Genomic DNA, 25,428 nt, shown 5'->3' on the forward strand with positions numbered 1-25,428 from the left:
CTGGGGTACCCCCTCGTGTGTTCCCGCCCTCACTCGAACTGGTCGAGCAAGGCGTTCACTTCGGCAATGATACGAGACAGCTCTGCCTCGGTCTGGGTGTTCACGGGTGGATGCTCCCTCAACTCCCGTGACAGATCGGCGAGTTTGTGGAGCCCTTCGACGACGCTCCACTCGCTGGGCCGCCGGCCAGCGGTCAGCGGTGCGCCGATGTCCCGGGCGTCGAGCAGGATCTCGTGGTCGGGTCGGCGCCGCCTGGCCGGCTCCCCACCGTGTTTCTCCACCACGGCCTGGACGGCCTCCTCGACCGTGGTGCGGTCGGCCGGGTCGGTCCAGATGTGGGCCAGCGGCCACAGGTCGACGGGTTCGGCGGTGCGCGACTCGCGCAGCAGCGCGGCCCCGGCGACGAGTTTCAGGCTGCGCACCAGCCGGCGGTCCGAGAGCCGCACCCCCTGGATCAGCAACTGCCGCACCAGTTCGCGGTGTTCGCCGAGGACCGGGTCCAGGTCGACGTCTCTCAGCCGTAGCGTGAGCCGGCCCAGCCGTTCGACGGTCACCGTGCCCGAGGTGCGGTGGGCGTCGGGCCGGGCGGCGGTGTTCGCGCCCCGCGCCTGTTCGGCCGCCTGGACGGCTGCGGTGAACCGGCGGGTCTCGTGCTCCCAGCCCACCTGGAGCAGCCGTTCGAGGTCGGTGCCGCCCACCGGCTCCACCTCCAGCCGGATCAGGAACCGGTCCGAGAACGCGGTCAGCCCGGGATCGTCGGGTATCTCGTTGGTGGCCCCCAGCAGGCTGATCAGCGGGGCGTTCTCGGCTCGTGCGCCGTTGTGGTAGCGGCGTTCGTTGAGCAGGGTGAGCAGGGTGTTGAGGATGGCGCTGCTGCCCTGGAACACCTCGTCCAGGAAGACGAGTTCGGCGGTCGGCAGCATGCCCTCGGTGCGCACCTGGTAGGCGCCCTGCCGGAACTGCTCGAAGTCCAGCGCGCCGAAGATCTCCGACGGTTCGGTGAACCGGGTGAGCAGATAGCTGAAGTGGCGGGCCTCGATGTGCCGGGCCATGGCCGAGATCAACTCGCTCTTGGCAGTGCCGGTGGGCCCGAGCAGCAGTGCGTGTTCCCGGCAGACCACGGCGAGTTGCAGCAGCCGCACGGCACGGTCGCGGCCGACGAACTCGCCGTCGAGCCGCCGCCGTACGTACTCCAGGTCCCTGATGGTGTCGACGGTGTCCTGGCCCCAGCTCACCGTGCCTCCTTCCGTGTGTCCCTCGTGACCGCCACGGTGTCAGCGCCTGCCCGAGCGGCGCTGCTCGCGTCGTTTGCGCTGCAACTGGCCGACGATCTGGCCCAGTTGCTCGGGCGTGGGTGGCACCGGCGGATCCTGGAAGTGGGCGGCGACGAAGGCGTCCCGGAAGACCGAGTGGATGTCGTCGCCGTTGCGTCCGCGCAGCGCCGACGCGATCAGCTCGTCCACCCCGCCGCCGACGTCGATGCCGAACTTCGCCGCGTGCAGGTTGATCATCTTCAGCCGGGCCTCGTCGTTGGGCAGGTCGATGGCGATGCTCTCGAAGCGGCTGGGCCGCAGCAGGGCCTCGTCGATCAGGTTGAGCCGGTTGGTGGTGCCGATCACCAGGGTCGGCACCTCCGGCCGGAAGCCGTCCATCTCGGTGAGGATCTGGGCGACCACGGCGTTGCCGGCGCGGGTGCCGCCGTCGGAGTGCTCCGAGCGGCGCGAGGCGATCGAGTCGAACTCGTCGAAGACCACGACCGAGGGGGCGTTGCGGCGTGCCTCGGCGAAGATCTCCCGGACGTTGCGCTCGCTCTCGCCGACGTAGGTGCCCATGACCTCGGGGCCGGACACCACGAGGATGGTGGCGTTCATCCGGTTGGCGATCGCCTTGGCGAACAGGGTCTTACCGGTGCCCGGCGGCCCGTGGAAGATGAAGCCGCGCGGGATCAGCTTGGTGCGCAGGTGGTCGTGCTCGGGGGGCAGCCGGTGGTGGCCCATCACGATGTCGATGGCCCGCTGGATGTGGGCCTTGACCTCGTCGTAGCCGGCGATGTCGTCGAAGCCGACGTCCGGCACCTCGAAGTTGCTGGACATCTGGGCCTTGAACGCCCGGATCGTGGCGTACAGGTCGCGGGCGACCGGCGCCGGGTGGTCCTTGTGGACGCTCATCGCGTAGCGCATGGCCTGGCGCAGCAGGACGGGGTTCATGCCGGCGACGTGCTTGTAGAACTCGACGGGGTCGTACCGGTCGAAGCGCTCGGCCTCGCCGACCGTGACCAGGGCCCGGCCCAGCGGCTGTTCCTCCTGGTCGTCGCGGAACCAGACGGTGCGCGGCACGCCGGTGATCGTGACACGGGTGCTGAACCGCTCGGCCAGCACCTCGGGCACCGACAGCGAGGGCGCGGCGAAGGCGAGCATCACCCGCTCGGGCGCCCCGTGCAGCAGCTCGGTCACCTCCCGTGCCTCCGGTGAGAGCTGTCCGTCGGAGCCGCCGGCGAGCAGGTCGAGGTGCTGGACGACGAGCACGGTGTCGTCGTTGAGTGCGCGCACCAGCTCGCGCAGGCGGGCCAGCAGGCGCTGGCGCGGGTTCTGCTGCACCGGGGGGATGAGCTGCTCGCCGGGCGGCGGCTGCTCCTGCGGGTCGCCGTCCTCTCCCTCGGGGGGCTCCTCCAGCACCTCGGCCCGCAGTCCGGCCCGGGAGGCCATCTCCCGCCACAGGTGCGGCACCACCGGTTTCTCGGCCACGACCAGCACGGACAGCCGGGCCCGCAGCAGCGAGGCGACCTGGGCGATGTCCCGGCCGTAGGCGAGGACCGTGGACTGGTCCTCGTGGAGTTCCGCGGGCTGCGGGTGCCGGTACACCGGCTCCTCGGGAGCGGCCTGTTCGCGGGGCGGTCCGGTGGTGCCGCCCGGGTCGGGCCGCTTGGTCAGGTCGGGTGGCGCTGCGGTCGGCGAGTACGCCGGTGCGTAGAGCGGGGTGCCGTGCGGCAGGTCCGACTGGAGCAGCAGCTCCGGTGAGACGGTCTCCCAGCTCAGCACGTCCCAGCCCGGCGGGAGCGGCAGGAGCAGCAGGTACGGTCCGGAGGCCAGGGCCTGTTCGACGGTGATGTGCGGCGGCTGCCGGCGCAGCGCCGCCAGGGACGCCTCGTCCGGGGCGACGACGGAGATGCGGCGCACGGTCGCGCTCATGCGGTACTCCCCCCACTCGCTTCGAGCCGCTCCACCTGCCGGTACAGGCGCACGCCCGGCAGATACGCGGTACCGATACCGGAACGGGCCCCCAGCAGCCGCCGGTACGGGCGCACCAACCCGGCAGGGCCGGCCCACCAGGAGACGACCGGACAAGCGACCACGCACCCACCGCACACAGTCGCGGTCATGCCGTACTCCCCCCACTCGCCTCGAGCCGCTCCACCTGCCGGTACAGACGCACACCCGGCAGATACGCGGTACCGATGCCGGAGCGGGCCCGCAGCAGTTTGCGGTGCGAGCGCTCCAGACGGGCGAGTGCGGCCCACCAGTGGGCGACGGGGCGGGCGGCGGCCAGGTCGGGGGGCACGGTCAGGCCGACGCGGGCCCGGCGTATCAGCGACAGGTGTGCCTCCGTGTGCCGTAGCAGGGCAGCCTCGTACACGTCGATCACCAGCTCCCGTTCGCTCATCCGGAGCTGGTCGAGCAGCCGGCCCCGCCACAGGGCCTGGGCCGGGGAGGCGGGGGCCTCGCAGTAGACGGTGGTGATCAGGCGGCGGCCCTGAGGGTGTGCCAGCAGTACGTCCTCCAGCAGGAGTTCAGCCTGGGTCTCGCCGACCGGGTCGGGCCGGTCGAGCAGGGCGGTGAGCGGTGAGGCGGCCCGCAGGCGGCCGGCCAGCACCGGGTCGGTGATGTGCGGCAGAGCGGGCGCGACCACCGCGTGGTAGGCGAGCACGTCCCACAGCGAGCGGGCGGGCGGCACCGCGCGGACCGCCTCGGCCGCGAGCCGGGCCTGGGCCCGTGCACCGACCGCGGCGGCCAGCAGCAGGGCCCCGGCGCCGACCGGCCGCGGCTCGCGGGCCGCGAGGGCGTCCAGCCGCAGCCGGGCGGCCGACTGCGCCGCCAGCCGGACGACGGCCGGGCCGGCGTCGGGCGGTGGCGCGGCCAGCTCCTGTGGAACCGTCAGCTCGCCCTCGGGCGGCGCCGGACGTGTGGCCGTGCCGCCGTCAGCGGCCGTCGACCACAACAGCACGCGCAAGGCGGTATCGACCGCGGTCATCTTTCACCCACTGTTCGCATTCGCGCACCGAGTCTCCGGAGCGTGCGTAGAAACGCAGCAGCCGCTCCTCGCTGGTGAGGTTGATCAGTCCGGCGACCTGCCAGGGCTGACGGAACGTGCCGAGGTGCAGATCGACGTCGATGCTCGACAGGCCCGACTCGTTCCCGGAGAAGAGATGCGTGTGGTACCAGCCCATGAGCTGCCGGTCCTGCCCGGAGGCGGTGATGCGCTGGTTCACCTCGCGGAAGGAGTCGCCGGTGAAGGTGAAGTGCAGTGCTCCGGCGCCCGCGTGCTCGGCCGGTGTGACCTCGGTGATCTCCACCAGATAGCGGTCGGCCGGCGCCTCGCCGTCGTCGTCCGCCCCTTCCGTGCGTTCCGGGCCGAGGACACGCAGGACCTTGCCGAGCAGGAATCCGCCCTCCTCCAGCCGGCGGGAGAGTTTCATCTCCTGCAGATGGCCGTGGATGTCACCGGACAGCAGGACCGTCACCTGGCCGAGCCCGGCCGCGTCGATGCCCAGGTCCGCCGGGTCCACGCCGGGCACCGGCGGCTCGGCCACCTTGCGCACGGTGAAACTGCGCCTGCTCTCCCGGAGGTTGAGGTCCATGGTGCCCTCGACCTCGGGGGTCGAGCGACCGAGCGCCAGACCGCTCAGGGAGGGATGGTCGATGCAGAAGCCCCACACCTGTTCGTCGGCGTCGAGCTGCTGCACCACGTGCTGCAGGACCGGGCCGAGCAGCTCCCGCACCGGGTACTCGCGGTCGATGACGGTCTCTCCGCCCTGGGAGACGATCACCCCGAGGCGGCCGATCTGGCTGCGCAGGTTGTGGATCGTGCGCGGGCCGTCCACCAGCCGGGGATCCGGCTTGCGCACATACCGCAGATGCATGATCAGCGGCTCGTCGGGTTCGCTGTCGGGCAGGTCCCGGCGCAGCCCTTCGACCATCAGCGAGGACAGGGTCATCTTGCCGACCAGGTCGAAGGACGTGCCCTTGTAGAGCAGCACCATGGCCGTGCCGGCGCGGTTCTCCTCACTCATGCGCGCTCTCCTCCACGCGCCGGGCCGCAAGGAACCGGGAGCGGTCGGCCTTCTCGGTCAGACCCGCCCGGGCCAGCCAGGTGGTGCCGCCGATCTCCTTGATGCGCTCCTGGCCGTCCCAGGAGAACGCCCAGGCGGCGGCGCCCGCGTCGAGGTATCCGCCGCGTTCGATGATGTCCTGCACGAGGCTGTCGAAGTCCCTGGCCATCCGGTAGTCGTGGGGCAGGATCTCGTAGTTGCGGTAGCGGGCCATGTCGATGAGCATCTGGCACAGCGAGTACATGCTCAGGTCGGGTGTGTAGTCCGTCATCAGCGGGCCGAGGCACACCGCGCCCTTGCGCTCCTCGTCGCGGGCGATGTTCGGGTGGAACACGTCCGACCGCCAGCGCACCATCGGGGCCTGGATGGGGAACTCGGAGGGCATCCAGACGTCCAGCTCGTGCTGGTCGATGCGGCGGGGTTCGAGCGGCCAGGTCTCCAGGTCGTCGGGCGGGGCGAAGCCGGGGACGTGCAGCTCCACCCGGTACTCCATCGGCAGCCGCTCGTCGTCCATGGAGACCAGCGTGAACTCGTCGTGGTCGGCGGCGAAGTCGACGATGTCGTCGCGGGCCCGGGTCAGCGCCTCGAAGCGCAGCAGGCTGTCGACGCCGGCCGTCGACTCGGCGGACATCTGCAACTGGCCGCCGTCGCGCACCCCCTGGTTGTACAGCGGCTGCTCGGGGTCGAGGCGGCGGGCCTCGCCGCTCTCGTCGCGGAAGTCGACGACGGCGCGCAGCAGATGCCCGTTGGCGTCCTGGGCGACCTCCGGCCGGTACTGCGCCCAGACGGCGGGGACGAGGTCGCTCGGCAGGGTCGTGTTGGGCACGTACGGGATCTCGAACTGCTGCCCGTCGGGGCCCATGACCTCCAGGCGGGTGTACAGGGTCGGGCGGAAGTCGTACTCGCCGTAGAGCACTTCCACGTCGGGTGCGAGGCGCGCGGCCCGCTCGCGCAGCCGGTCCAGCCGGTCCGGGAGCATCGCGGCGACCCGGTAGGCGGCCTGCCCGTGGCCGGCGTACAGCTGGACGGCGTCGGCATCGATCAGCTCGCGCACCAGTCTGAGCAGTTCGGGGTAGGCGTCCGTGCCCACGAACTCCACCGTCCGGTACAGCGTGTCGGCGTTCCCGGCGGTGCCGCCCTGCTCCCGGTCCTCCTCCTCCAGGAAGGCACGGATCTTCTGCAGAGCCTGGTTGCCCGGCCAGCGGCCCAGCACCGTCTCCACCAGCTGCTGGACACCTTCACGCGGTACGGCGCCCAGTTCCAGCGCACGCACCACCTGCCGCCAGTAGGCGCCGACCTCCTGGCCCGCGTCCCAGCGCGGCCGGGCCTGCTGCGGGAAGTCCATGTCGTCCAGGACTTCCTCGGCCTCGTTCTGGGTGCGGTAGAGCTCGCCCAGCAGGTTGACCAGTTCGCGTTTGATCTCGGGGGGCAGCTTGCCCGCTTCGTAGGTCATCGGGGTGTTCCTTTCCCGTCGGCCTCGGCCAGTTCCAGGTAGCGGATTCCGCGGGTGCCGCCGGTCGTGAGGACCGGCAGGATCTCGCGCGGCGCAACGCCGAGATCGGCGAGCCGGGCACGCGGGGGCGCGTCGGCGAGCCGGGTGGACTCGCGCGGGGGCGGGGAGCCGGGCAGCGGCGCCCAGGTCATCACGGTCTCCTCGGGGGCCAGATGGTCGGTCAGGTCGGCCGGGGTGGACAGCACCGTGTCCGGGACGGGAGCCACCAGGTCGGCGGGGATACGGCGGTGCAGGGGGCAGTCGGGGTCGCGGGGCACGGTCACCGGGGTCGCCGTACCGCCGGCGGCGTCCACCCGGACCACGCCCGGGCGGGTGGTGGCACCGCACAGCAGCCGTACCGCGGTCACCGCCAGCCAGGAACCGATCAGCGCGGACACGGGCGCCGAGGCGCCGGCCTCGGGTACGACGGCGTCGGCGCAGGCCCACGGGTCGTCCTGGGCGGCGCGGTCCCGGGGGGTGAGGCCGCAGCCGAAGCAGGGCCCGGTCGGCTCGTACAGCCGTATCTCGCCGCCCCAGGCGCTGGTGCCGCCGTCCAGGAGCACGGCGCCCACCAGGTGGCAGCGGCCGGCGAGCTGGAGCCGGGCCGCCAGGCTGTCCAGGCAGCTGACGACCAGCGAGGCGTCCCGCAGTTCCGCCAGTCCCACGCCGCTGACCAGGGGTGCGGTGCGGGCCTCGGCCCGGGTCAGGGGGGACAGTTCGGTGAGCCTGCGGGCCGCGGTGGGCGCCTTGGGCCTGCCGATGTCGTCGGCGCGGAACAGGGGGGCGCGGCTGAGGTTGGACTCCGAGACCGCGTCGGGGTCGCACAGCACCAGGCGGCCGACGCCGGCCAGGGCGAGCGCCTGGGCGCACTGGCTGCCCAGGGCGCCCACCCCGCACACCACGACGGTGGACTCGGCCAGGCGCTGCTGGTCCCAGCCGCTGATGAGGGCGTGCCGGTCGAAGCGTCCCATGTCAGTTCCGCCTCAGGGTGCGGAAGTTCATGGGGCACTGCTGGACGGTCAGTTCGCTGCGCCACTGCTCGAAGCAGCCGAGGCCGCGCGCCGGGTCCTGGTGGACGGCCTTGCGGCAGCCGGGGTCCTCGGGCGAGCAGGGGCATACGACGACCGTCTCGAACAGCCGGAAGGTGTGGGTGCACACGAAGCAGGCGTTGCGCTGCCGCGGCTGTCCGAGCACCGGGTCGCCGGGCATCAGCCGTACGGTGTGCAGGGTGTCCGGCCGGGGGTCGGTGGTGTCCACGCCGTGGAAGAAGGCGGCCTGCGCCCCGGAGTCGGACGGGGCGGCGGGCGGGACCTCGCCGCTGCAGGGCAGGTTGCGCAGGTGGTGGGTGACGTCGGCCAGTCTGCCGTCCTCGGCGTGGCGCAGATAGACGGTGTCGTCCAGCCGGAAGGTGTGACCGCACACCCGGCAGGGGGCGCGGCGCGCCGAACCGGGCCGCCGCCAGGTGCCGAGCCAGCGCGAGTCCACGGTGGTGGAGGCCGGACCGTCGGCGCCGGCGACCTGCGGGTTGTCGCCGCGCTGCAGCCCACGCTCGAAGGCGCTGGCGACGTCGGCCGGGGCGGAGGTGACGGGAGGTGTGTTCGGCGTCGTCATGCCGCGCGGCTCCTTCGGGAGCAGTGGTGCACCTCGTCCGGGTCGTGGCCGTTCAGCAGGAGGGCCGCGCGGGCCGACTCGCAGGCGCGGTCGACGGCGGTGGAGTGGGCCAGGGATGCGTAGAAGCCCTCGGCGAAGGCGAGGGCGGCGTCGTCGGGGAGTTCGCCGCTGGTGCCCACGACGGTGTCGGCGCAGTCGAGCAGGCCGTCCGCGTACGCCGCCGACCAGCAGGAGTTGAGGACGATGCAGTCGAGCGGCGCGTGCAGGGCGAGAGCGGCGGCGAGCGCGCGCATCGGGACCGGGGCGGAGGTGCCCGTCTCGTCCTCGAAGAGCAGCCGGCCGTCGTGCGTGCCGTGCCCGGCGAAGTGCACGATGTGCGGCCGGACCGCCTGGAGCTGGGGCAGGATGTCGGACACCCGGGCCGCCGGGTGGGCCTCCACCGTCAGCCGGCCGGCGGAGCGGGCCGCCGCCTCCCGGATGACGCGCTGCTCGGCGCCGATGCGCAGCCTGGCCTCGTCGAGCGGGGCGGACATCAGGCACAGGATCCGCAGCGCCGTCGTCGCGCCCCGGCCGGCCAGCGCGGCGAGGCCCTGGTGTCCGGGGTACAGGACCGCCGCCGCGGTGACGAGGTCGCCGAGCACGACGCCTTTGAAGCGGCCCCGGTCGACGGTCCGGCAGACCGTGCGCCACCAGGAGGCGGCGGGCAGCTGGGCGAACGGCGGCAGCAGCGCGGGGCTGATTCCGAGGTCTTCGAGAAAGGCGTGACTGCTCGGCGCGTCGGGAAATAATTCGCCCAGTGTTTCGAATGCGCCGGCATCGCGCAGTTGTGTCCATGTCGGACTGGCCATCTGTTCGTCCCCCGAGCCAACTACCGTCACGTATTGGGCCGTTGGTGAGAAGGGTACGCGCAGTGACGCGATGCGGGTGTAGTTTCGGATTCCGCAGCACACTTATCGGGGGCGGGTTTGATCGAGCGTCTGGAAATGATCACCTGTGGTGGCCGCGATGCCGGAAAATCGATCTTCGAGATCGATTTCGATCACCAGGGAGAAATGTCCCGGGACGGGTTCCGGGAGCGCCACGGACTGCTGGTGCACGGCGGCGGTGAGCGTGTCGTGCAGCGCATCGCCCACAGCGACGCGGCGCGCCGGGAGCTGGAACGGACCGTCAGGACGGCCGACGTGCTGGTGCGCCGGCTCGGCGTCACCAGTTACCCGCCCGAACTCAGCCGCGTCATCGGCTACCGCCCGGACGGCCGGGCGCCCTATCTGGTCGCCACCCGGCGCGGGCGCCCGCTGTCCGAGATGGGCGACCGGTTACCGCTGGAGGCCGGCCAGTTGTGGGCCGTCGTGGACGGCATCCTCGCGGTGCTCCGGCACCTGAACGACCTGCGTCTGGTGCACCGGGACATCCGGCCCGAGACCCTGTGGTGGGACGGGACCACGGTGCAGCTGGCCGACTTCGGTCTCACCCTGGACGAGGGCGAGCCCCGCGGCGCGGCGGCCGGCACCGACCCCTGGCGGTCCCCGGAACAGGCCAAGGGGCAGGGCCGGGCCGACTGCCGGGACGACGTCTACTCCGCCGGCGCCGTCTTCTTCCACCTCGCCACCGGCGAGGAGGCCACCACGGCCGCGGACATGCGCGACCGGGTGCGCTGGCTCGACGCCGGGCAGCGCACCCTGCTGGAGGGGGTGTTCACCGACGAGGCGCGCCAGCGGGTCAGCGCGTACACACTACGGCTGCGGCGCGACACCCAGGCGGGCCGCAGCACCGGCCCGGGCCCGGGCACGTCCGGCCCGCCCCGGCTCGCCGAGGTCGAACAGCAGGCCCGCCAGCACTTCCATGAGCTGCGCGCCCGGCAGCACGCGTTCAACCAGCGGCAGCACGGACAGCCGTACCCCCAGCCGCCGGCCGCTCCCCCGCGCACGGGCCCGGTCGCGCTCTTCCTGGCCAGGCGGGCCGTCGTCCTGTCCGTCGCCGCGGCCGTCCTGGTCCTCGGCGTGCTGATCGCCGTCCTGGCGCTGACCTGACGGGAGGAGTGACATGGCAGCAAAAGTGAGGTGCCCCATCTGCCTCAGCATGGTCGACTGGGCGAAGGCCGAGACCGTCACCCTCACCGCGGACGGCCGGCCCGAACCGCTCGCCCCGCTCGAGGGCGAGGACGACGTGCTCGGCAACCACCGCCGTCTCGACGCCTACCGGCTGTGCACGGGCGGCGGTGAGCCGCACGTCCTGCCCGGCCGCTACGGCGACTTCGGCGAGCCCCTGGTCATCGGCGTGGTCGGTGAGTCCGCGGCCGGCAAGAGCCATCTGCTGGCGGCCATGCTCGGCATGCTCTCCGACGTCGACCGGATGGCCCGCCTCGGTCTGGTCGTCGGCGGGCTCGACCTGAAACTGCACCAGCGCTATCTGAAGGACGTCGTACGGCCCTTCCTCGACCAGGGCCAGGGCCTGGCCGGTACCCCGGCCCAGCCGCCGGAGTTCACCGACGCCCTGTGGATCCACAACAGCAACACCGGACGCAACGTCGCCGTCGCCTTCTTCGACGTCTCCGGCGAGTGGCTCGCCGACCACGACGCCGAGGTGCCGTTCCTCGGCGCGGTCAGCGCGCTGGTCTTCGTGGTCGACCCGACCCGTATCCGCGGGCTGACCGCCGCCACCGGCAGCGTCACCGGCGACCCGTCCTTCGGTGTCGTCCTCGACAAGATCGGGCGGCTGCACGGGGTGGACGGCTCCCAGTTCGTACCGCTGCCGGCCGCCGTCGTGGTCGGCAAGTGCGATCTGCTGCGGCACCACGAGCCGCTCGTCGACCGCTGGTTCCAGAACACCTCCCCCGACGAGGAGCTGCAGCTCGCCACCGTGGAGCAGGAGAGCGAGGACGCCTACGCCTTCCTCAGCTCCCGCGGCGCCGCCGGCTGGCTCGCCCCCTTCGTGCGCTGTGCCCGCTCCACGCTGCACTTCGCCACCGCGACCGGCCACAAGGCGGTCGAGGCGGACGGCGTCCAGCGTTCCCCGCTCGGGAGCTTCGCGCCGCGCCGGACCCTCAAGCCCATGCTCGCCCTCTTCGCCATGTGCGGGGTCCTCGGCCCCACCGACCTCGGCCAGGGAGCTGTCCGATGACGACGGTCGACCAGATCCTCTTCGGCTGGGCCGAACGGGACCACGAAGGCAACGCCGGGGTCCGCCCGGTCGCGCACTCCGGGCTGCGCACCCTCGACCGCTGGGCCAAGCGGCTCCAGTACGTCTGGGCCACCCAGGACGGCCAGGGCGAGCAGCCGGAGGACTCGGCCAGCCTCGTCCACCTGGTGTTCGACGACGAGGCGGCCGTCCTGCGCAAGCTGCCCTCCAGCAACCCGCACGGCCGGGGCGGCGCCACCCTGACCCACGTCCTGGTCGGCGACCCGCGCGCGATCGACGCCGGGCTCGCCCTGGGACTGCACGACTGGCCGGGCTGGCGGGACCGCGAGCCGGACGGCACCGGCGCGGACCTCGCCGCGCTCGATCTCGACGATCTGAGGGAGGCGGCGCGGCCCGGACTGGCCGCGCTGCGCGACCGGGTCACCGAGGTCCCGGCCGAGCAGCTCACCGCGCTCGTCGCCCGGGTGCTCGCCGAGCCCGCGGAGGACTTCAGCGTCCTCACCCGGCCGCAGCTCGCCCTGCCGACCATGACGGCCCTGTTCGACATCGCCGGGCCGGTCTCCGGCCGGCCCTGGACCTTCGCGAGCCGGGAGTCCACCGACAAGGGCGGCCATCAGCCCCGGGTGGTGTTCCTCGCCGCCCGCCCGCCCCAGTCGATGTACATCAACCAGCGCCGACGCGTCGATGTGACCGAGCCCCCGCCGGACACGGACACCGCCCGGTTCGCCGCCCAGCTGGTGGAGCTGTACCGGGAGAACGGACACGCGGCGCTGGAGCGGGTCCGCCCGCGGCATCCGTTGCACACCGTGCAGGACGTGGACGCCTGGCGGCGGACGGTGCCGGTCGTGGACGGCCGGATCGCCGACCCCCGGGTGCGGCTGGACATCTTCCACGACGACTCCCTGCTGGAGCGGGCCGTCGCGCGCGGCGTCCTGGTCCATGAACGGGCCCGTATGACCGGGGAGTTGAGGAAGCAGCCTGCGCAGTGGCTCATCGAGGCGCTGCGCCGCTGGCGTCGTGGGCAGCAGCGGGCCACCCGCCATCCCGACCTGTGGAGCCTGCTGATGAGCGAGGCCGTGCAGGCCTGCCTCGCCGATCAGGGGCCCAACGAGCTGGTGGAGGCGACCAGGGACGCGGAGCCGCCGCCCGCGGTGGTGGCCAGGGTGTTCGGCCGGCAGGTGCCGCCCGGGGGCCTGGACCTGAGCCGGGCCGGACACCGGCGGCTGCTGATCGTGGCCCTCGCCCTGCACCTGCCCGCCGACGCGTTGGACCACCCCGACCTCCTCGCGGCCAGCCCGGCGCACGAGCTGCTGGACCACGTCGCGCACTACGCCGGCCACTACCCGGAGGCCATGCATCTGGTGCTGCGCCACCTCGCCGACGCCGGCCAGAACCCGGTCGCCGCACGGCTGTGGTACGAGCAGGGCCTGCTGCTCGACCCGGTGGACCGTATCGCCCGCGGCGACCGCGTGAAGGAGGTCGACTGCTTCCGCCAGCTGCTCCTCGCCGCGCACGGCCCGCGGCTTGACCATGCGGCCGCCGCCACCCTGGTGGAACGCGCCGGGGTCCGGGCACCCCTGGGCCTGTACGCCGCCGCGCTGGAACTCGCCGCGGACGACGGCGCCCAGCAGCGGATCCGGTACGAGCTGTCGGAGCAGTTCCTCCGTGCCGAGGGCTATCCCGGCCCGGGCACGGGCTCCCCGTACGGATCGCGGCCGGGCGGGCCGGTGCTCGGCGGCAGGACGACCGCGCCGGCCGGGCCCGGTGCACCGCCGGGCCACGGCGCCGCCGGCCCGGTACCGTACGCGCCGGGCCGGCCCCGGCAGGACCCGCCCGCCCCGGGCACCGGCTCCCCGCCGCCGGCCGCCGTGGGTGCGGGCTCGTACCCGTCGTCCCCCTCCCCCACGCGCACGCACACCGAGTGGGCGCATCCGGCCGCCCCGGGGGCGGGCCACCCTGCCCAGGGGGCCGTCCCCGGCCCCGCACGGTGGGACCCCCTGACGCCGCCCCGGGAGCCGAGCCGCCGGCCGGCCGGCCCGCACGCCGATGGCGGCCCGCAGGAGCCCGCCGACCGCCGGCGCAGGCTCGGGGGTCTTCTTCAACTCGACCCCGTGACGGTGATCTTCGTGTCGACGCTCCTGCTCGTGCTGGTCTGCGCGTTCGGGTATGTCTTCTGGACCTCCATGCCCTGATCCCCGGACCCCGCCGCGCCCTCATCCCCACCCCGACCGACGGACGACACGAATGACGCCGCATGACATCGACTGAAGAGGCAACACCGCCGAACCCCGGGCCGGTTCCCGCGCAACGCACCGGCCCCGCTTCGGAACTCGACGGCATCGCCGGGCGGATCCGCGCCCTGGCGAACCGTGCCCGCACCGACGGTTCCGACACCCGGGTGCTCGACCGCGTCGTGGCCGATCTGGAACGGGGCGGCGCCACCCTCGCCGGCACCGACCTGGTCACCGCCTACCCGCCCGAGGTGCTGCTCCCGGACGCGCCGTCGAAGGGCCGCGGCACGCTGGAGGGCTGGCTCGGCGTCGCGCGCGACGTGCTGGTGTTCGCCCCCATCGCGCTCACCTGGTGGCGGCTGCGCGGCGCACTGGACGCCTACGACGCGACCCGCAGTCAGGACCCCTTCCTGCTCGGCTGGGCCCGCGGCTTCCCGCACGGCAGCCCGCCCGAGCCGACCACCGTGACCCTGGGCACGTCCGCGCTGCACGTCACCCTGCTCATCCTGGCCGTCGTCCTGCTGACCCTGGTGCTGCACGCCCTGCAGCGCAGCCGGGAGCGGCGGCTCTCCCGGGAGGCGGAGCGCGGGCGGCTCGCGGGCGAACTGGCCCTGGCCACGTTCCTGCTCGCCACGCCCGCACGGCCGGCCGGCAAGCCGCTGGACAGCCGGAGCGCGGAGAAGCTCGCCTCCCAGCTCAACGCCGGTACGGAAGCTCTGCAACTGGCGTTGCACCGGACCTCCCAGGAGATCACGGCCGCGCTGGAGACCGGGCCGGGCAGCAGGATCCAGAGCGCCCTGGACGGCTGGACGAAGACGGTCGACGAACTGACCCGGCTGATCCGGGGGCTCACCCCGCCCAGCCGACTGGCCCAGGACCTGATCCGGATCCGGGAGCAGAACGCCGAGGACGAGGCGAAGCTGCGCGCCGCCATCGAGACGCTCGTCGGCGACCTCCGGCGCGCCCAGGAGACGACCGGGCAGGAGATCCACCGGCACGACCTCGCGGTGGCCGCGGTCCGGGACCTGGCCCGCAGTCTCGGCGAGACACTGCTGGTCTTCACCGAGCGGGCGGAGAACCTGGTGGACTCCACCCGGAGCATCTGGCAGCTGGTCGACCGCCTGGAGCGCCGCTACGGTGGGCCGGCGTCCGACGGCCGGGACAACGCCGACCCACCGCCGTACCGGGGCGGGCCATGAGCCGCCGGCTGCCGCAGCGGGCGGCCGGCGGTCGCACCATGCTGCTCGCCGGGTGGCTCTTCGCCGATCTGCTCCTGCTGCTGCTCGTGATCGCGCTGGGTTCGCTGCCGCGCGAGCACCGCACGGGCGCGACGCAGAAGCCCGGCACGCCGTCCAGTCCGCCGCCGAGCACCCAGCCGGCGGAGCGCGGGCTGGTGCTCAAGCCGTGCAGCTTCACCGTGCGGACGGGCAGCGCCGGGTCCGTCCGGAAGCAGTTCGGCGCGCAGCTGCGCAGGGCCGGGGTGGCGGACCGTACGGCGGGTTTTGTGCTCTCCTTCGGTACGGCGCCGGATCCGGGGCCGGGCCAGGAGGCCGCCGACAAGGTCAACTCGATGATCACCGGCGGTTTCTCGCACTTCAAGGGCGCGCCCAAGCGGGGCTACTGGAAGGGCGGGCCGTCCGGCAAGGTCAGGATCGACGTGTTCTTCCTCGCCACGCCCGACGGCGACACCTCGTTCCCGAAAGGGTGTCACTCCTCGGACGACGGCAGCTGACCGACCGGGACCGGTGACGGGGGCGCGGAGGCGGAGTCATGGGGGCGGGGCCTGGATGCCCGGGCGGAACTTCGGGAGGCGGAGGGTGATCTTCGTACCCGCGCCGACGCCGGTCTCGATGACGAGGCCGTGGTCGTCGCCGTAGACCTGGCGCAGCCGGCGGTCGACGTTGCTCAGGCCGATGCCGGAGGCGGGTCCGGCCGTGCCGCGCAGGATCGCGCGCAGGCGTTCCGGTTCCATGCCGACGCCGTTGTCCTCGATGACGACCCGGGCCTCGGTTCCCTCGTCCTCGGCGATGATCGTGACGCTGCTGCGCTCCACGGCCTCCAGGCCGTGTTTGAGGGCGTTCTCTACGAGAGGCTGCAGACAGAGGAAGGGCAGGGTCACGGGCAGCACCTCGGGGGCGATGCGCAGGGTGACCTTCAGGCGGCGGCCGAAGCGGGCGCGGGCGAGTTCCAGGTACTGCTCGATGGAGCGCAGCTCCTCGGCGAGCGTGGTGAAGTCGCCGTCCCGGCGGAAGCTGTAGCGGGTGAAGTCGGCGAATTCCTGGAGGAGTTCACGGGCGCGCTCGGGGTCGGTGCGGACGAAGGAGGCGATGCTCGCGAGGGAGTTGTAGATGAAGTGCGGGGAGATCTGGGCGCGCAGGGCCCGGACCTCGGCCTCATGGGCGCCGGCGCGGGCCCGGTCGAGGCCGGCCAGTTCGAGTTCCAGCGAGAGCCGGCACGCCGCTTCCTCGGTGGCCCGGAGCAGGGCGGTGGACTCGGCGGCGGCGAGCACGGCGAGGGCACCGCGAACACCGCCGTCGGCCGTGAGGGGCACCAGGGCGCCCCAGCGGACGGGGCAGCCGGCGTCGTCGCAGAGCAGGGCGAAGGTCCGGGGGCGCGCCGGGTGGGCGAGCTGTTCGGCGATCTGCGGGCGGTGGTGGTCGGCGGCACCGTCCCAGGCGAGCACGGAGGCGTCGTCGGTGAGGGCGAGGGCGGGGGTGCCGAGCAGGGGGCGCAGCCTGCGGGCCGCCTTGCGGGCGGTGTCCGGGGTCAGTCCGGCGCGCAGGGGTGCCGCGGCGAGTGCGGCGGTGTGCAGCGCGTGGGCGAGGGCGCGCGTCCCGTCGCTGTCGGCCGAGTGCTCCTGCTGCCGGCGCGCCGCACCGTGTCCGAGGGCGGCACCGAGCACGAACAGCGCGAGCCCGGCCAGAGCGAGGGCGGCGGTACCGAGGACGGTCATGGGTGCCGCGGGTCCCGCATGGACCGGCCGGCGGGAACGCTCGCGCAGGGCCGGCTGCGGCGCGCTGAACTGGTGAACACGGCGGCTCCTTCGTCAGGTCGTGGCCGTTCCGGGGCGGGGGGTGGGCGGGGGTTCGGGCAGGTGCAGGCGGGCCAGGGTGGCGGCGGTGCCGGGCGGGACGCGGTCGCGGGTGGCCAGGGAGACCAGGACCATCGCCGTGAAGCCGACGGGGACGGACCACACCGCGGGCCAGGCCAGCAGGGTGTGCAGCCAGCTCGAGCGGGTGCCGCCGGCGATGGTGGCCGTCACCGCGGCGAGCGCCGAGCCGCCGCCGAGGAGCAGCCCGGCGATGGCGCCCGGCGGGGTCAGGCCGCGCCACCAGATGCCGAGGACGAGCAGCGGGCAGAAGGAGGAGGCCGAGACGGCGAACGCGAGGCCGACCGCGTCGGCCACGGGCAGGTCGCTGACCGCGGCGGCCGCGGCGGTCGGCACCGCGATCGCGGGCAGGGTGGCGAGCCGGAAGTGCCGGACGCCGAGCGTGGGCAGGACGTCCTGCGCGAGGACGCCCGCGACGGACATGGTGAGTCCGGAGGCCGTGGACAGGAACGCCGCGCACGCGCCGCCGGCGACGAGCGCGCCCAGCAGGTCCCCGGCGGCCCCGCCGATCAGCCGCTGCGGCAGGACCAGGACGGCGGCGTCGGTGTCGCCGGTGAGCAGCAGGTCGGGGGCGTACAGCCGGCCGAGCATGCCGTACAGGGGGATCAGGAGGTAGAAGGCGCCGAGCAGGGCGAGCACGCTCACCGTGGTGCGGCGGGCGGCGCGGCCGTCGGGGTTGGTGTAGAAGCGGACCACGACGTGCGGCAGGCCCATGGTGCCGAGGAAGGTGGCGAGGATCAGCCCGTAGGTGGCGTACAGGCCGTGCTGCTCGCGGTCCGGGGACAGCGGCTTGGCCCAGCTGGAGGGCGCGGTGCGGTCGGGTGCCCGGTCGGGCAGGGGGACGCGGGCGCCGGCCGGGAAGCGCAGGGCGGTGTCCGCGCCGATCCGGTGGCGGCCCTCGCCGAGCCGCAGCGCACTGTCGTCAACCGCACGGCCGTCGACGGTTCCTGAGGCGGTCACGCGGACCGGCTCGTGCACGGTGAGGGAGAGCGGCCCCTCGACGCGCACCTCGGTGGAGCGGTGGAAGACGGGCCGGTCGTCCCAGGCCGGGGCGGGGAGGTGGTCGCTGCGCCAGGCGAGCAGCAGGAACACCACCGGCACCAGCAGGGCGGTGAGTTTCAGCCAGTACTGGAAGGCCTGGACGAAGGTGATGCTGCGCATACCGCCGGCGGCGACGGCGACGGTCACCACGGCGGCGACGACCAGAGCACCGAGCCAGCCGGGGGCGCCGGTGAGCAGCCGCAGGGTGAGGCCGGCGCCGCGCAGTTGGGGCAGCAGATACAGCCAGCCGATGCCGACGACCAGCACCCCGGCGATCCGGCGCACCGCGCGGGACTGGAGCCGGGCCTCGGCGAAGTCGGGGAGGGTGTAGGCGCCGGAGCGGCGCAGCGGGGCGGCGACGAAGGCCAGCAGCACCAGGAAGCCGGCGGTGTAGCCGATGGGGAACCACAGCATGTCGACGCCCTGGGCGAGGACGAGTCCGGCGACGCCGAGGAAGGAGGCGGCGGACAGGTACTCGCCGCTGACCGCGAAGGCGTTGAGGCGCGGCGCGACGGTGCGGGAGGCGACGTAGAAGTCGGAGGTGGTGCGGGAGATGCGCAGGCCGAGCGCGCCGACGAGGACGGTGGCGAGGATGACGGCCGTGACGCCCAGGAGGCCGTACGTCTGGTTCACCGGCCGGCGCCGGCGGATGGCCGGTGCATGGTCAGGGGTGTTCCGCGGGGGCGCCGGTGGCGGCCGCGTCGGTCTCGTTGGCCTCGGCGCGACGGACGTACCAGGCGCCGATGGCCAGCAGCGCGGGGTAGGGCGCCACGCCCAGCAGGAGCCAGACGGCGAGCGGGACGCGGGGTGCTGCGCCGGAGAGGGGCAGGATGCGCAGGAGTACGGGGAGCAGGCCGAGCAGGGCGGCGAGGAGGGCCGTGACCATGAGCGCGGCCTTCAGCTGACGGTGCATCAATTGACGCAGGCGGGGCTCGGGCCGGGGCTGCGGAAGGGCCCTGGGGCGCGGTGCGGTCGTATCGCCCGCGGCGCGCGGCCGTCCGGTGACCACCTCTCTGCGAGGGACGGACTCCGCACCCATGCCGCACTCCCCGACGCCGCGGTGATCACCTTGTGCTGCGGCGAGTGTACGCAAGCGGGCCCTCGTGGAGACAGTCGGCGGACGACAATCGCCACAGGTCCGTGACCCGGGGGCCGCGCCGGCTGCTCAGCGGGCCCGGCCGGCCGCGTGCCGGGCCAGCAGGTCCCGCAGCTCCCGGGCGTTGCGCCGGCTCACGGCGAGGACACGGTCGCCGATCCGTACGGTCACGTTGCCGCCGTCCAGGCGGAGTTCCTCGATGCGGCCGAGTGCGACGAGCCGGCTGCGGTGGATGCGTACGAAGCCGCGGGCGCGCCACTGTTCCTCCAGGGTGGACAGTGCGACGCGCACCAGGTGGCTGCCGTGCGGGGTGTGCAGCCGGGCGTAGTCGCCCTGTGCCTCGACGTGGGTGATGTCGGCGATGGGCACGAACCGGGTCACCCCGCCCAGTTCCACGGGGACGTGGTCGCCGAAGGCGGGCGCCGGCCCCGGCGCGGCCCCGGCGGGTGCGGCGGGCCGGGGCCCCTGGCCGGCCCGGACCAGTTCGGCGACCCGGCGGACGGCCTCGGCGAAGCGTTCCTCGCGGAGGGGCTTGAGCAGGTAGTCGACGGCCTTGAGGTCGAAGGCGCGGACCGCGAAGTCGTCGTGCGCGGTGACGAAGACGACCAGCGGCGGTGCGGCGAACCGGCCGAGCAGCCGGGCCAGTTCGAGGCCGTCGAGTCCCGGCATGTCGATGTCGAGGAAGACGACGTCGACGGCCCGGTCGCCGGGCGGCCCGTCCTCCACGGCCCGGCCGAGCCGCCGCAGGGCCTCGGTGGGCCCCGCCGCGGGCACCACGCTGCCGACCCGCGGATCGCGCCCCAGGAGGTACAGCAGCTCTTCGAGCGCGGGCTCCTCGTCGTCCACGGCCAGCACGCTCAGGGGCATGTCGCTAGCGCTCATCTCCGCCGGCTCCTTCCCCCGCTACTTGAGGCCGCTGAGCATGACACCACGGATGTAGTACTTCTGCAGCAGCAGGAACAGCACCAGGACCGGCAGAATGCTCAGGACCAGACCGGCCATGACGACGGGCATCGTACGGGCCGGGTCGACGTGGTCCTGCAGGAGCTGGATGCCGACGGGCAGGGTCATCACGTCCGGGTTCGCGGTCGAGACGAGCAGCGCCCAGATGTACTCGTTCCAGGCGTCGACGAAGGTCAGCAGCCCGAGCGTCACCAGGACCGGGGTGGTCTGCGGTACGACGATCCGCCACCACACGGCGAACTCCCCGGCCCCGTCGATGCGCGCGGCCTCCAGGACCTCGTCCGGGATCGAGAGCATGAACTGGCGTGTCAGGAAGATCCCGAAGCTGCTCACGAGGAACGGCATGGCGAGCGCCACGATACTGACGGTCAGGCCCGCGCCGCCGCGCCCGGTCAGGTCGTTGCCGCCGGCCAGTGGCCAGTGGACGAGGATCAGGAAGTGCGGGATGAGGAAGACGAACGGCGGGAACATCATCGTGGACAGGACGAGGCGGAAGACGAAGTTGCGCCCGGGGAAGCGGAGTTTGGCGAGTGCGTAGCCGGCGAGTGACGACGTGAGCAGCACCGATGCGGTGATCAGGGTGGTGGCGACGACGCTGTTGCGGAAGAGCACCGGCAGGTCGAGCTGGTGGATCGCCGCCCGGTAGTTGGACAGGTCGAACGCCTCGGGCAGGAACCGGTACGGCAGCGTGCCGGCCTCGCCGGGCCCCTTGAAGGACGTCATCACCATGTCGAGGAACGGGACCACCGTCAGCACGGCGCCGGTCACGACCACCAGGTACGACAGCCACGGGAAACGGCGGCGGCTCATGCGTCCTCCCCCTTGCGCCGGAAGATCCACAACTGCACCAGGGTGACCAGGAGGACCACCGCGAACAGTACGAAGGCGGCGGCGCTCGCGGTGCCCCAGTCGCCGTAGCTGAAGGCCTGCCGGTACATCTCCAGCGCGGCCACGTTGGTCGCGTCACCCGGGCCGCCCTGGGTCATCACGATGATCAGCGCGAACGACTGCAGGCCGGCGAGGAACTGGGTGATGCACACGAACAGCAGGGACGGCCGCAGCAGCGGCAGGGTGATCCGCCGGAAGACGGTGACGGGCCCGGCGCCGTCGAGCGCGGCGGCCTCGTAGTACGACTCGGGAATGGACTTCAGCCCGGCCGTCAGGACCAGGATCGCGGAGCCGACCGAGGCCCAGGCCTGCACGACCACGACCGAGGGCAGCGCGGTGTCCGGGTCCTGCAGGAACGCCACGGAGCCGAGCCCGAGGGCGTTGAGGACACCGTTGACCAGACCGCCCGGCTCGTACATGTACTTCCACACGTTGCCGACCGCGACGACGGTCGTGACGATCGGAAGGAAGTACAGGGTGCGCCACAGCCCTTGGAACCGCAGCTTGTCGATGCAGGTGGCGACGAGCACCGAGCCGGCGAGCGCGAGGGCCACGGTGCCCAGGGCGAACAGCAGCGTGTTGGTGAGGATCGGCGCCAGGAACGCCGACCCGTCCGCGAAGAGACCGGTGAAGTTGTCCGGGCCGGCCGGGTCGATGTCGCCGAGCCGGAACCCGGCCCAGCGGGACATCGACAGCAGCAGCGCGAAGCCGAGCGGCAGGATCAGGAAGACCGCGAAGAACAGCAGCGCCGGCGCCAGGAAGAGGTAGGCGACGACGGCCTGGCGGCGCCGGTGCCGGGTGCGGCCGTCCAGCGCCGGGCCGGCGGGCTGCGGCGCGGTCGCCGTCCGTCCGGCGGTCTCCGGCGCCAGGGCGTTCACCATGAGCGCGACACCTCCTGATCGACCTGACGGCGGATGGTGCGCAGTGCCTCGTCCACCGACTGCTGACCGGTCCACAGCGCCTCGATGTTCTTGCGCAGCAGCGACTTGGCCTGCTGCGCGCCGGGCACGTTCGGCTCCGGCACCGCGTACGCGAGCGCGTCCAGGAACGGGCGCAGGTTCGGATCGCCGCCCCGGCCCAGGAGTGTCCGCATGTCGTCGGCGCGGCCGGTCAGGGAGCCGACCGACACCTGCAGGGCGCTCATCCGGGTCACCGCCGCACCCTTGTCGACGCGCACCTTCTCGGTGTTGAGCCAGCGCAGGAACTCCCAGGCCTCCCGCGGGTGTTCACTGGCCGTGTTGACGCCCAGCATGAAGCCGGTGGAGAGCGTGGCGCGCTGGTCGTGCGCCGCGGGGACGGGCACGGGCGCGACACCGACATCGCGGTAGTCCTTGCCCATCAGGGGTTTCAGACTCCCGGTCCACCAGCCCGCGCTGATCACCATGGCCACCTGCCCTGAGGGGAACGCCTGATAGACGTTGACGGCGGGATCGCTCGCGCCCCTGCCGACGAGGCGGTGCTCCAGTTCGAACACGGCCCGGCCGGCCGGCGCGTCGATGGCGGTGTGTCTGCCGTCCGCGGAGACGAACCTGCCGCCGGCGGCGCTGAGCAGGGCCAGGGTCTGGCCGACGGTGGTGGAGTCGTCGTTGGCCGACAGCCCGAAACCCTGGACCAGTGTGTTGCCGTACCGGTCCCGCCTGGCGGTGCGGTATGCCGTCTCCTCCAGCTCACGCCAGGTGCGCGGCGGGCCGTCGAGTCCGGCCTCGCGCAGCAGGCGCTTGTTGTAGTAGAGGGCGTACGTCTGCACCTCGGTGGGGTAGCCGTAGACCCTGCCCGCCACCGACGCGGCGCCGACCGCGGCCGCGCCGTAGCCGCGCCTGATCTCCTCGGCGTGCTCGGACGGGGCGGGCCGCAGGACGCCGGCCCGGACGAGCTGGCCGTTCCACAGGCAGTACGGGTGCAGGATGTCGGCGCCCTGGCCCGCGGCCTGCCGGACCATGAATGTGGTCAGCAGGTCCGTGAACTCGACGGCCTTGGTGCGCACCTTGACCCGGTCGTGCGTGGCGTTCCACTCGTCGACCGGGCCCTGCAGGGCCTGCTTCAGCTCTCCGCTCGCGTAGTGGGAGAGCAGGGTGAGGACGATCGGGTCCCCGGGCCGCCCGGTGCCCCGGTGCGGCGCGGCGCATCCGGAGGCGAGCAGCGCCGAGGGGAGCGCGAGGGCGAAGTGGCGGCGGCTCAGGCCGTCGGTGCGGCGGGGGTGGTGTGACGGCGTCACCGGGCGGCCTCCCGGCGCAGCACGCGGAACACCCGGGTCGTGGTGAAACCCGCCGCGCGGTACAGGTGGCCCGCGGGAGACCGTTCGCCGGTCCACAGGAACCACGCGCCGTGCGCACCGCGGGCCCGCATCCGCTCCAGGACCAGGTGGAGCAGCACCTTGCCGAGTCCGGTGCCGCGCATCTCCTCCAGCACGCCGAACGGGCCGAACCGCTCGTCCGCCGAGGCGTACGCGCCGTGCATCGCCCAGCCGACCAGGCGGCCCGAGGGGTCCCGGGCGACGACGATCCGGTCGAGCGGGGTGCCCGCGGCCAGGCACTCGCGGATCGCGCGTGCCCAGTCCGGGTTGAAGTGGTTCCCGGCGAGCGCGATCAGTTCCACCAGGTCGTCGTCGGTGGGCGTGCCGAACCGGTGGCCCTGCGCGGTCAGTTCGTCCTCGCGGTGGGCGACCTCGTCCGGGAGCCGGTAGCCGACCAGGCCGCGGTCCATCGCCGCCGCCTCGTAGAGCGTGCGGAAGCCCAGGGACTCCAGGAGCCCGGCCGCTTCCGGGTAGGTCTCGGCGTCCAGGCCGGGCAGCACGTAGTTCGGGGTGTACGAGGCGAAGTCCACCCGGGTGCGGCCGTGGCCGTGCAGCCAGTCCAGCGTGTCGGTCAGCAGCCGGCGGCCGAGGCCGCGTCCGCGGGCGGCCGGGTCGACGAAGAAGAACGGGATCCAGCCCTGTTCCGGCTCCAGGTCGGTGCCGGTCATCGGCGTCAGCCGGCGTACCCCGTAGGCGGCGCCGACGACACGGCCGTCGTCGACGGCGACGCGCAGCCCCTCGGGGTCGAAGTTGGCGTCGAGCAGCACCAGGCAGCGGAAGCGGTCGGGGGTGATGGGGTCGGCCGGCGCGCTCCGCCGCCAGACCTGCACCACCTGCGGACCGTCACCCGCCCGGAAGCCACGGATGCCGGCTCGGGGTGTCGTCGTGCGATCGGTCATCGACGGGGTTGTCCTTCTCTTCACGGATCGCCCGGCGGGCAGCGGATATCAGGCGTACAGCAGCGCGTCGGCGCCGGCCCAGTGGACCGGCGGGGCCGGTGGGGCGCACAGGGGCAGGGGGTCGCCGCCCGCGTCGATGGTGTGCCGCAACCGGTCGGAGCCCCACAGCAGGTCGATGAAGTGCCGGTGGCCGGTCCGCTCCGCGCCGCCGTCCGGGGTGTGCCAGGCGAAGTCGTCCGGGTACAGCCGCCGCAGGGTGGCGAGCATCGCGACGGCGGTGCGTACGGGAGCGAACGCCTCGCGGTCGGTGAGGTGGAGCTGGACCCCGCGCAGCGGCCGTCCGGCGTGTTTGTGGAAGGTCGGTACGTACCGCAGATCACGGAAGTACACTCCGGGCAGGGCGAGTTCGGCGAGCGCGGGCGCGAAGCGCGCGTCGATGTACGGGGCCCCGACGATCTCGAAGGGCTGCGTGGTGCCGCGGCCCTCGGAGAGGTTCGTGCCCTCGAACAGGCAGGTGCCGGGGTAGACGGCGGCGGTGGCGGGCGTCGGGATGTTCGGCGAGGGCGCGACCCACGGCAGGCCGGTCGCCCCGGCGTCCATGGCGCGCCGCCAGCCGACGGCCTCGATCACCGTCAGGTCGGCGCAGGCCCCGGCCGCTCGGGGCACGATCGAGGCGTTGAGATGCCGGGCGAGTTCGCCGCAGGTGAGGCCGTGCCGGACGGGTGTCGGGGCGCGCCCGACGAAGCTGGCCCAGGCCTCCTCGAGCAGCGGGCCCTCGCTGACGAGTCCGCCGAGCGGGTTGGGCCGGTCGGCGACCACGAACCGCACGCCCGTGCGGGCCGCCGAGACCATCAGGTCGAACATGGTCCCCACGTAGGTGTAGTACCTGGCCCCGATGTCCTGCAGGTCGAACACCAGGGCGTCGACGCCGCTGTCGAGCAGCAGTGCGTCCAGGCGTTCGCCGTCGCAGCGGTAGGTGTCGTGGACCGGCAGGCCGGTGGCGGGGTCGGTCCCGGCGGCCTCGCTCCGGCCGGCCTGGGCCGACCCGTGCAGCCCGTGCTCGGGGCCGAACAGGGCGACCAGCCGTGCGCCGGCCTCCAGCAGCGCGGGCGCGGCGGGGCGCAGGTCGGGCAGGACGCCGGTGTGGTTGGTGACCAGCCCGAGCCGGCCGGGTCCGGCGAGCGCGGGAGACGCGTGCAGTCGTGCGATCCCGGTCGTCACCGTGCCGCGGTCGTCCGTGCTCATCCTGGCCCCGTCTGCCGGTGACATCTCGCCCGCTCTCCGAGTGGTTGTCCGGAATCTACTGGCATGTCCGGGAATTTAGCAATGAACCACTCGCAG

At 73.2% G+C, this 25,428-nt stretch carries 23 protein-coding genes; 5 read left to right on the forward strand and 18 right to left on the reverse strand.

Annotation, left to right across the window (positions count from 1 at the left end; genetic code table 11):
- Window positions 1-29 precede the first annotated feature (29 nt).
- From ACZ41I_RS36385 to ACZ41I_RS36425, 9 genes are read right to left on the reverse strand one after another with little or no spacing between them, the layout of a single operon-like run.
- On the reverse strand, window positions 30-1,235 hold the full coding sequence (locus tag ACZ41I_RS36385) for an AAA family ATPase (RefSeq protein WP_363216549.1): 1,206 nt from the start codon (window positions 1,233-1,235) through the stop codon (window positions 30-32).
- A gap of 39 nt (window positions 1,236-1,274) precedes the next feature.
- Window positions 1,275-3,188, reverse strand: a complete 1,914-nt coding sequence (locus ACZ41I_RS36390; protein ID WP_468516147.1) for an ATP-binding protein — start codon at window positions 3,186-3,188, stop codon at window positions 1,275-1,277.
- On the reverse strand, window positions 3,185-3,379 hold the full coding sequence (locus tag ACZ41I_RS36395) for a hypothetical protein (protein ID WP_468516148.1): 195 nt from the start codon (window positions 3,377-3,379) through the stop codon (window positions 3,185-3,187). The genes ACZ41I_RS36390 and ACZ41I_RS36395 overlap by 4 nt, the downstream gene beginning before the upstream one ends.
- Entirely contained in the window at window positions 3,376-4,248 is an 873-nt protein-coding gene (locus ACZ41I_RS36400) for a hypothetical protein (RefSeq protein WP_468318855.1), read from the reverse strand. The genes ACZ41I_RS36395 and ACZ41I_RS36400 overlap by 4 nt, the downstream gene beginning before the upstream one ends.
- Window positions 4,196-5,287 (reverse strand): JAB N-terminal domain-containing protein, encoded by a 1,092-nt coding sequence (locus ACZ41I_RS36405; RefSeq protein WP_399765330.1) that lies wholly within the window; start codon window positions 5,285-5,287, stop codon window positions 4,196-4,198. The genes ACZ41I_RS36400 and ACZ41I_RS36405 overlap by 53 nt, the downstream gene beginning before the upstream one ends.
- Window positions 5,280-6,779 (reverse strand): effector-associated domain EAD1-containing protein, encoded by a 1,500-nt coding sequence (locus ACZ41I_RS36410; protein WP_363216544.1) that lies wholly within the window; start codon window positions 6,777-6,779, stop codon window positions 5,280-5,282. Before ACZ41I_RS36410 ends, ACZ41I_RS36405 begins: the two co-directional genes overlap by 8 nt.
- On the reverse strand, window positions 6,776-7,789 hold the full coding sequence (locus tag ACZ41I_RS36415) for a HesA/MoeB/ThiF family protein (RefSeq protein WP_468318857.1): 1,014 nt from the start codon (window positions 7,787-7,789) through the stop codon (window positions 6,776-6,778). The genes ACZ41I_RS36410 and ACZ41I_RS36415 overlap by 4 nt, the downstream gene beginning before the upstream one ends.
- Before the next feature lies 1 nt (window position 7,790).
- The gene (locus ACZ41I_RS36420; protein ID WP_363216542.1) at window positions 7,791-8,429 is read right to left on the reverse strand and encodes a hypothetical protein; all 639 of its coding nucleotides are present in this window, start codon (window positions 8,427-8,429) and stop codon (window positions 7,791-7,793) included.
- Entirely contained in the window at window positions 8,426-9,277 is an 852-nt protein-coding gene (locus tag ACZ41I_RS36425) for a CHAT domain-containing protein (protein ID WP_468516149.1), read from the reverse strand. The genes ACZ41I_RS36420 and ACZ41I_RS36425 overlap by 4 nt, the downstream gene beginning before the upstream one ends.
- Before the next feature lie 204 nt (window positions 9,278-9,481).
- Between ACZ41I_RS36425 and ACZ41I_RS36430 the strand changes: the two genes are divergently transcribed.
- The 5 genes from ACZ41I_RS36430 to ACZ41I_RS36450 all read left to right on the forward strand — a co-directional run bounded on the left by ACZ41I_RS36430 (window position 9,482) and on the right by ACZ41I_RS36450 (window position 15,530).
- Window positions 9,482-10,459 carry a protein kinase domain-containing protein gene (locus tag ACZ41I_RS36430; protein WP_468516150.1) on the forward strand — a complete coding sequence of 326 codons (978 nt, stop codon included), beginning with the start codon at window positions 9,482-9,484 and terminating at the stop codon, window positions 10,457-10,459.
- A 13-nt stretch (window positions 10,460-10,472) separates the two neighbouring features.
- Window positions 10,473-11,549 (forward strand): hypothetical protein, encoded by a 1,077-nt coding sequence (locus tag ACZ41I_RS36435; protein WP_363216539.1) that lies wholly within the window; start codon window positions 10,473-10,475, stop codon window positions 11,547-11,549.
- Window positions 11,546-13,759, forward strand: a complete 2,214-nt coding sequence (locus ACZ41I_RS36440; protein ID WP_468516151.1) for a hypothetical protein — start codon at window positions 11,546-11,548, stop codon at window positions 13,757-13,759. The genes ACZ41I_RS36435 and ACZ41I_RS36440 overlap by 4 nt, the downstream gene beginning before the upstream one ends.
- Before the next feature lie 62 nt (window positions 13,760-13,821).
- Window positions 13,822-14,997: a hypothetical protein gene (locus ACZ41I_RS36445; protein WP_468516152.1), complete on the forward strand. Its 1,176-nt coding sequence runs from the start codon at window positions 13,822-13,824 to the stop codon at window positions 14,995-14,997.
- Complete coding sequence (locus ACZ41I_RS36450) at window positions 14,994-15,530, forward strand: hypothetical protein (protein WP_363216535.1); 537 nt, start codon at window positions 14,994-14,996, stop codon at window positions 15,528-15,530. Before ACZ41I_RS36445 ends, ACZ41I_RS36450 begins: the two co-directional genes overlap by 4 nt.
- Window positions 15,531-15,566: 36 nt before the next feature.
- On the opposite strand, the gene ACZ41I_RS36455 is transcribed toward ACZ41I_RS36450, so the two are convergent.
- From ACZ41I_RS36455 to ACZ41I_RS36495, 9 genes are all read right to left on the reverse strand, one after another.
- Window positions 15,567-16,751, reverse strand: coding sequence for a sensor histidine kinase (locus ACZ41I_RS36455; RefSeq protein ID WP_399765349.1), 1,185 nt, complete (start codon window positions 16,749-16,751; stop codon window positions 15,567-15,569).
- A gap of 93 nt (window positions 16,752-16,844) precedes the next feature.
- On the reverse strand, window positions 16,845-18,581 hold the full coding sequence (locus ACZ41I_RS36460) for a sodium/solute symporter (RefSeq protein ID WP_468516153.1): 1,737 nt from the start codon (window positions 18,579-18,581) through the stop codon (window positions 16,845-16,847).
- Between the two features lie 31 nt (window positions 18,582-18,612).
- Window positions 18,613-18,861, reverse strand: a complete 249-nt coding sequence (locus tag ACZ41I_RS36465) for a hypothetical protein (protein ID WP_468516154.1) — start codon at window positions 18,859-18,861, stop codon at window positions 18,613-18,615.
- 252 nt (window positions 18,862-19,113) lie between these two features.
- Entirely contained in the window at window positions 19,114-19,926 is an 813-nt protein-coding gene (locus ACZ41I_RS36470) for a LytR/AlgR family response regulator transcription factor (protein WP_468516155.1), read from the reverse strand.
- A 21-nt stretch (window positions 19,927-19,947) separates the two neighbouring features.
- Entirely contained in the window at window positions 19,948-20,817 is an 870-nt protein-coding gene (locus ACZ41I_RS36475) for a carbohydrate ABC transporter permease (RefSeq protein ID WP_468516156.1), read from the reverse strand.
- On the reverse strand, window positions 20,814-21,776 hold the full coding sequence (locus ACZ41I_RS36480) for a carbohydrate ABC transporter permease (protein WP_363216528.1): 963 nt from the start codon (window positions 21,774-21,776) through the stop codon (window positions 20,814-20,816). Before ACZ41I_RS36480 ends, ACZ41I_RS36475 begins: the two co-directional genes overlap by 4 nt.
- On the reverse strand, window positions 21,770-23,110 hold the full coding sequence (locus ACZ41I_RS36485; RefSeq protein ID WP_468516157.1) for an ABC transporter substrate-binding protein: 1,341 nt from the start codon (window positions 23,108-23,110) through the stop codon (window positions 21,770-21,772). The genes ACZ41I_RS36480 and ACZ41I_RS36485 overlap by 7 nt, the downstream gene beginning before the upstream one ends.
- The gene (locus ACZ41I_RS36490; RefSeq protein WP_468318872.1) at window positions 23,107-24,087 is read right to left on the reverse strand and encodes a GNAT family N-acetyltransferase; all 981 of its coding nucleotides are present in this window, start codon (window positions 24,085-24,087) and stop codon (window positions 23,107-23,109) included. The genes ACZ41I_RS36485 and ACZ41I_RS36490 overlap by 4 nt, the downstream gene beginning before the upstream one ends.
- 48 nt (window positions 24,088-24,135) lie before the next feature.
- The gene (locus tag ACZ41I_RS36495) at window positions 24,136-25,332 is read right to left on the reverse strand and encodes an exo-beta-N-acetylmuramidase NamZ family protein (protein ID WP_468516158.1); all 1,197 of its coding nucleotides are present in this window, start codon (window positions 25,330-25,332) and stop codon (window positions 24,136-24,138) included.
- Window positions 25,333-25,428 lie beyond the last annotated feature (96 nt).

The organism is Streptomyces sp. NPDC030799, assembly GCF_055572255.1.

Bases quoted from the DNA above. Each gene is read 5' to 3' on its own strand.
- ACZ41I_RS36390 (WP_468516147.1), bottom strand. From the start codon at position 3,188: ATGAGCGCGACCGTGCGCCGCATCTCCGTCGTCGCCCCGGACGAGGCG.
- ACZ41I_RS36395 (WP_468516148.1), bottom strand. From the start codon at position 3,379: ATGACCGCGACTGTGTGCGGTGGGTGCGTGGTCGCTTGTCCGGTCGTC.
- ACZ41I_RS36400 (WP_468318855.1), bottom strand. From the start codon at position 4,248: ATGACCGCGGTCGATACCGCCTTGCGCGTGCTGTTGTGGTCGACGGCC.
- ACZ41I_RS36405 (WP_399765330.1), bottom strand. From the start codon at position 5,287: ATGAGTGAGGAGAACCGCGCCGGCACGGCCATGGTGCTGCTCTACAAG.
- ACZ41I_RS36410 (WP_363216544.1), bottom strand. From the start codon at position 6,779: ATGACCTACGAAGCGGGCAAGCTGCCCCCCGAGATCAAACGCGAACTG.
- ACZ41I_RS36415 (WP_468318857.1), bottom strand. From the start codon at position 7,789: ATGGGACGCTTCGACCGGCACGCCCTCATCAGCGGCTGGGACCAGCAG.
- ACZ41I_RS36420 (WP_363216542.1), bottom strand. From the start codon at position 8,429: ATGACGACGCCGAACACACCTCCCGTCACCTCCGCCCCGGCCGACGTC.
- ACZ41I_RS36425 (WP_468516149.1), bottom strand. From the start codon at position 9,277: ATGGCCAGTCCGACATGGACACAACTGCGCGATGCCGGCGCATTCGAA.
- ACZ41I_RS36430 (WP_468516150.1), top strand. From the start codon at position 9,482: ATGTCCCGGGACGGGTTCCGGGAGCGCCACGGACTGCTGGTGCACGGC.
- ACZ41I_RS36435 (WP_363216539.1), top strand. From the start codon at position 10,473: ATGGCAGCAAAAGTGAGGTGCCCCATCTGCCTCAGCATGGTCGACTGG.
- ACZ41I_RS36440 (WP_468516151.1), top strand. From the start codon at position 11,546: ATGACGACGGTCGACCAGATCCTCTTCGGCTGGGCCGAACGGGACCAC.
- ACZ41I_RS36445 (WP_468516152.1), top strand. From the start codon at position 13,822: ATGACATCGACTGAAGAGGCAACACCGCCGAACCCCGGGCCGGTTCCC.
- ACZ41I_RS36450 (WP_363216535.1), top strand. From the start codon at position 14,994: ATGAGCCGCCGGCTGCCGCAGCGGGCGGCCGGCGGTCGCACCATGCTG.
- ACZ41I_RS36455 (WP_399765349.1), bottom strand. From the start codon at position 16,751: ATGACCGTCCTCGGTACCGCCGCCCTCGCTCTGGCCGGGCTCGCGCTG.
- ACZ41I_RS36465 (WP_468516154.1), bottom strand. From the start codon at position 18,861: ATGCACCGTCAGCTGAAGGCCGCGCTCATGGTCACGGCCCTCCTCGCC.
- ACZ41I_RS36470 (WP_468516155.1), bottom strand. From the start codon at position 19,926: ATGAGCGCTAGCGACATGCCCCTGAGCGTGCTGGCCGTGGACGACGAG.
- ACZ41I_RS36475 (WP_468516156.1), bottom strand. From the start codon at position 20,817: ATGAGCCGCCGCCGTTTCCCGTGGCTGTCGTACCTGGTGGTCGTGACC.
- ACZ41I_RS36480 (WP_363216528.1), bottom strand. From the start codon at position 21,776: ATGGTGAACGCCCTGGCGCCGGAGACCGCCGGACGGACGGCGACCGCG.
- ACZ41I_RS36490 (WP_468318872.1), bottom strand. From the start codon at position 24,087: ATGACCGATCGCACGACGACACCCCGAGCCGGCATCCGTGGCTTCCGG.
- ACZ41I_RS36495 (WP_468516158.1), bottom strand. From the start codon at position 25,332: ATGAGCACGGACGACCGCGGCACGGTGACGACCGGGATCGCACGACTG.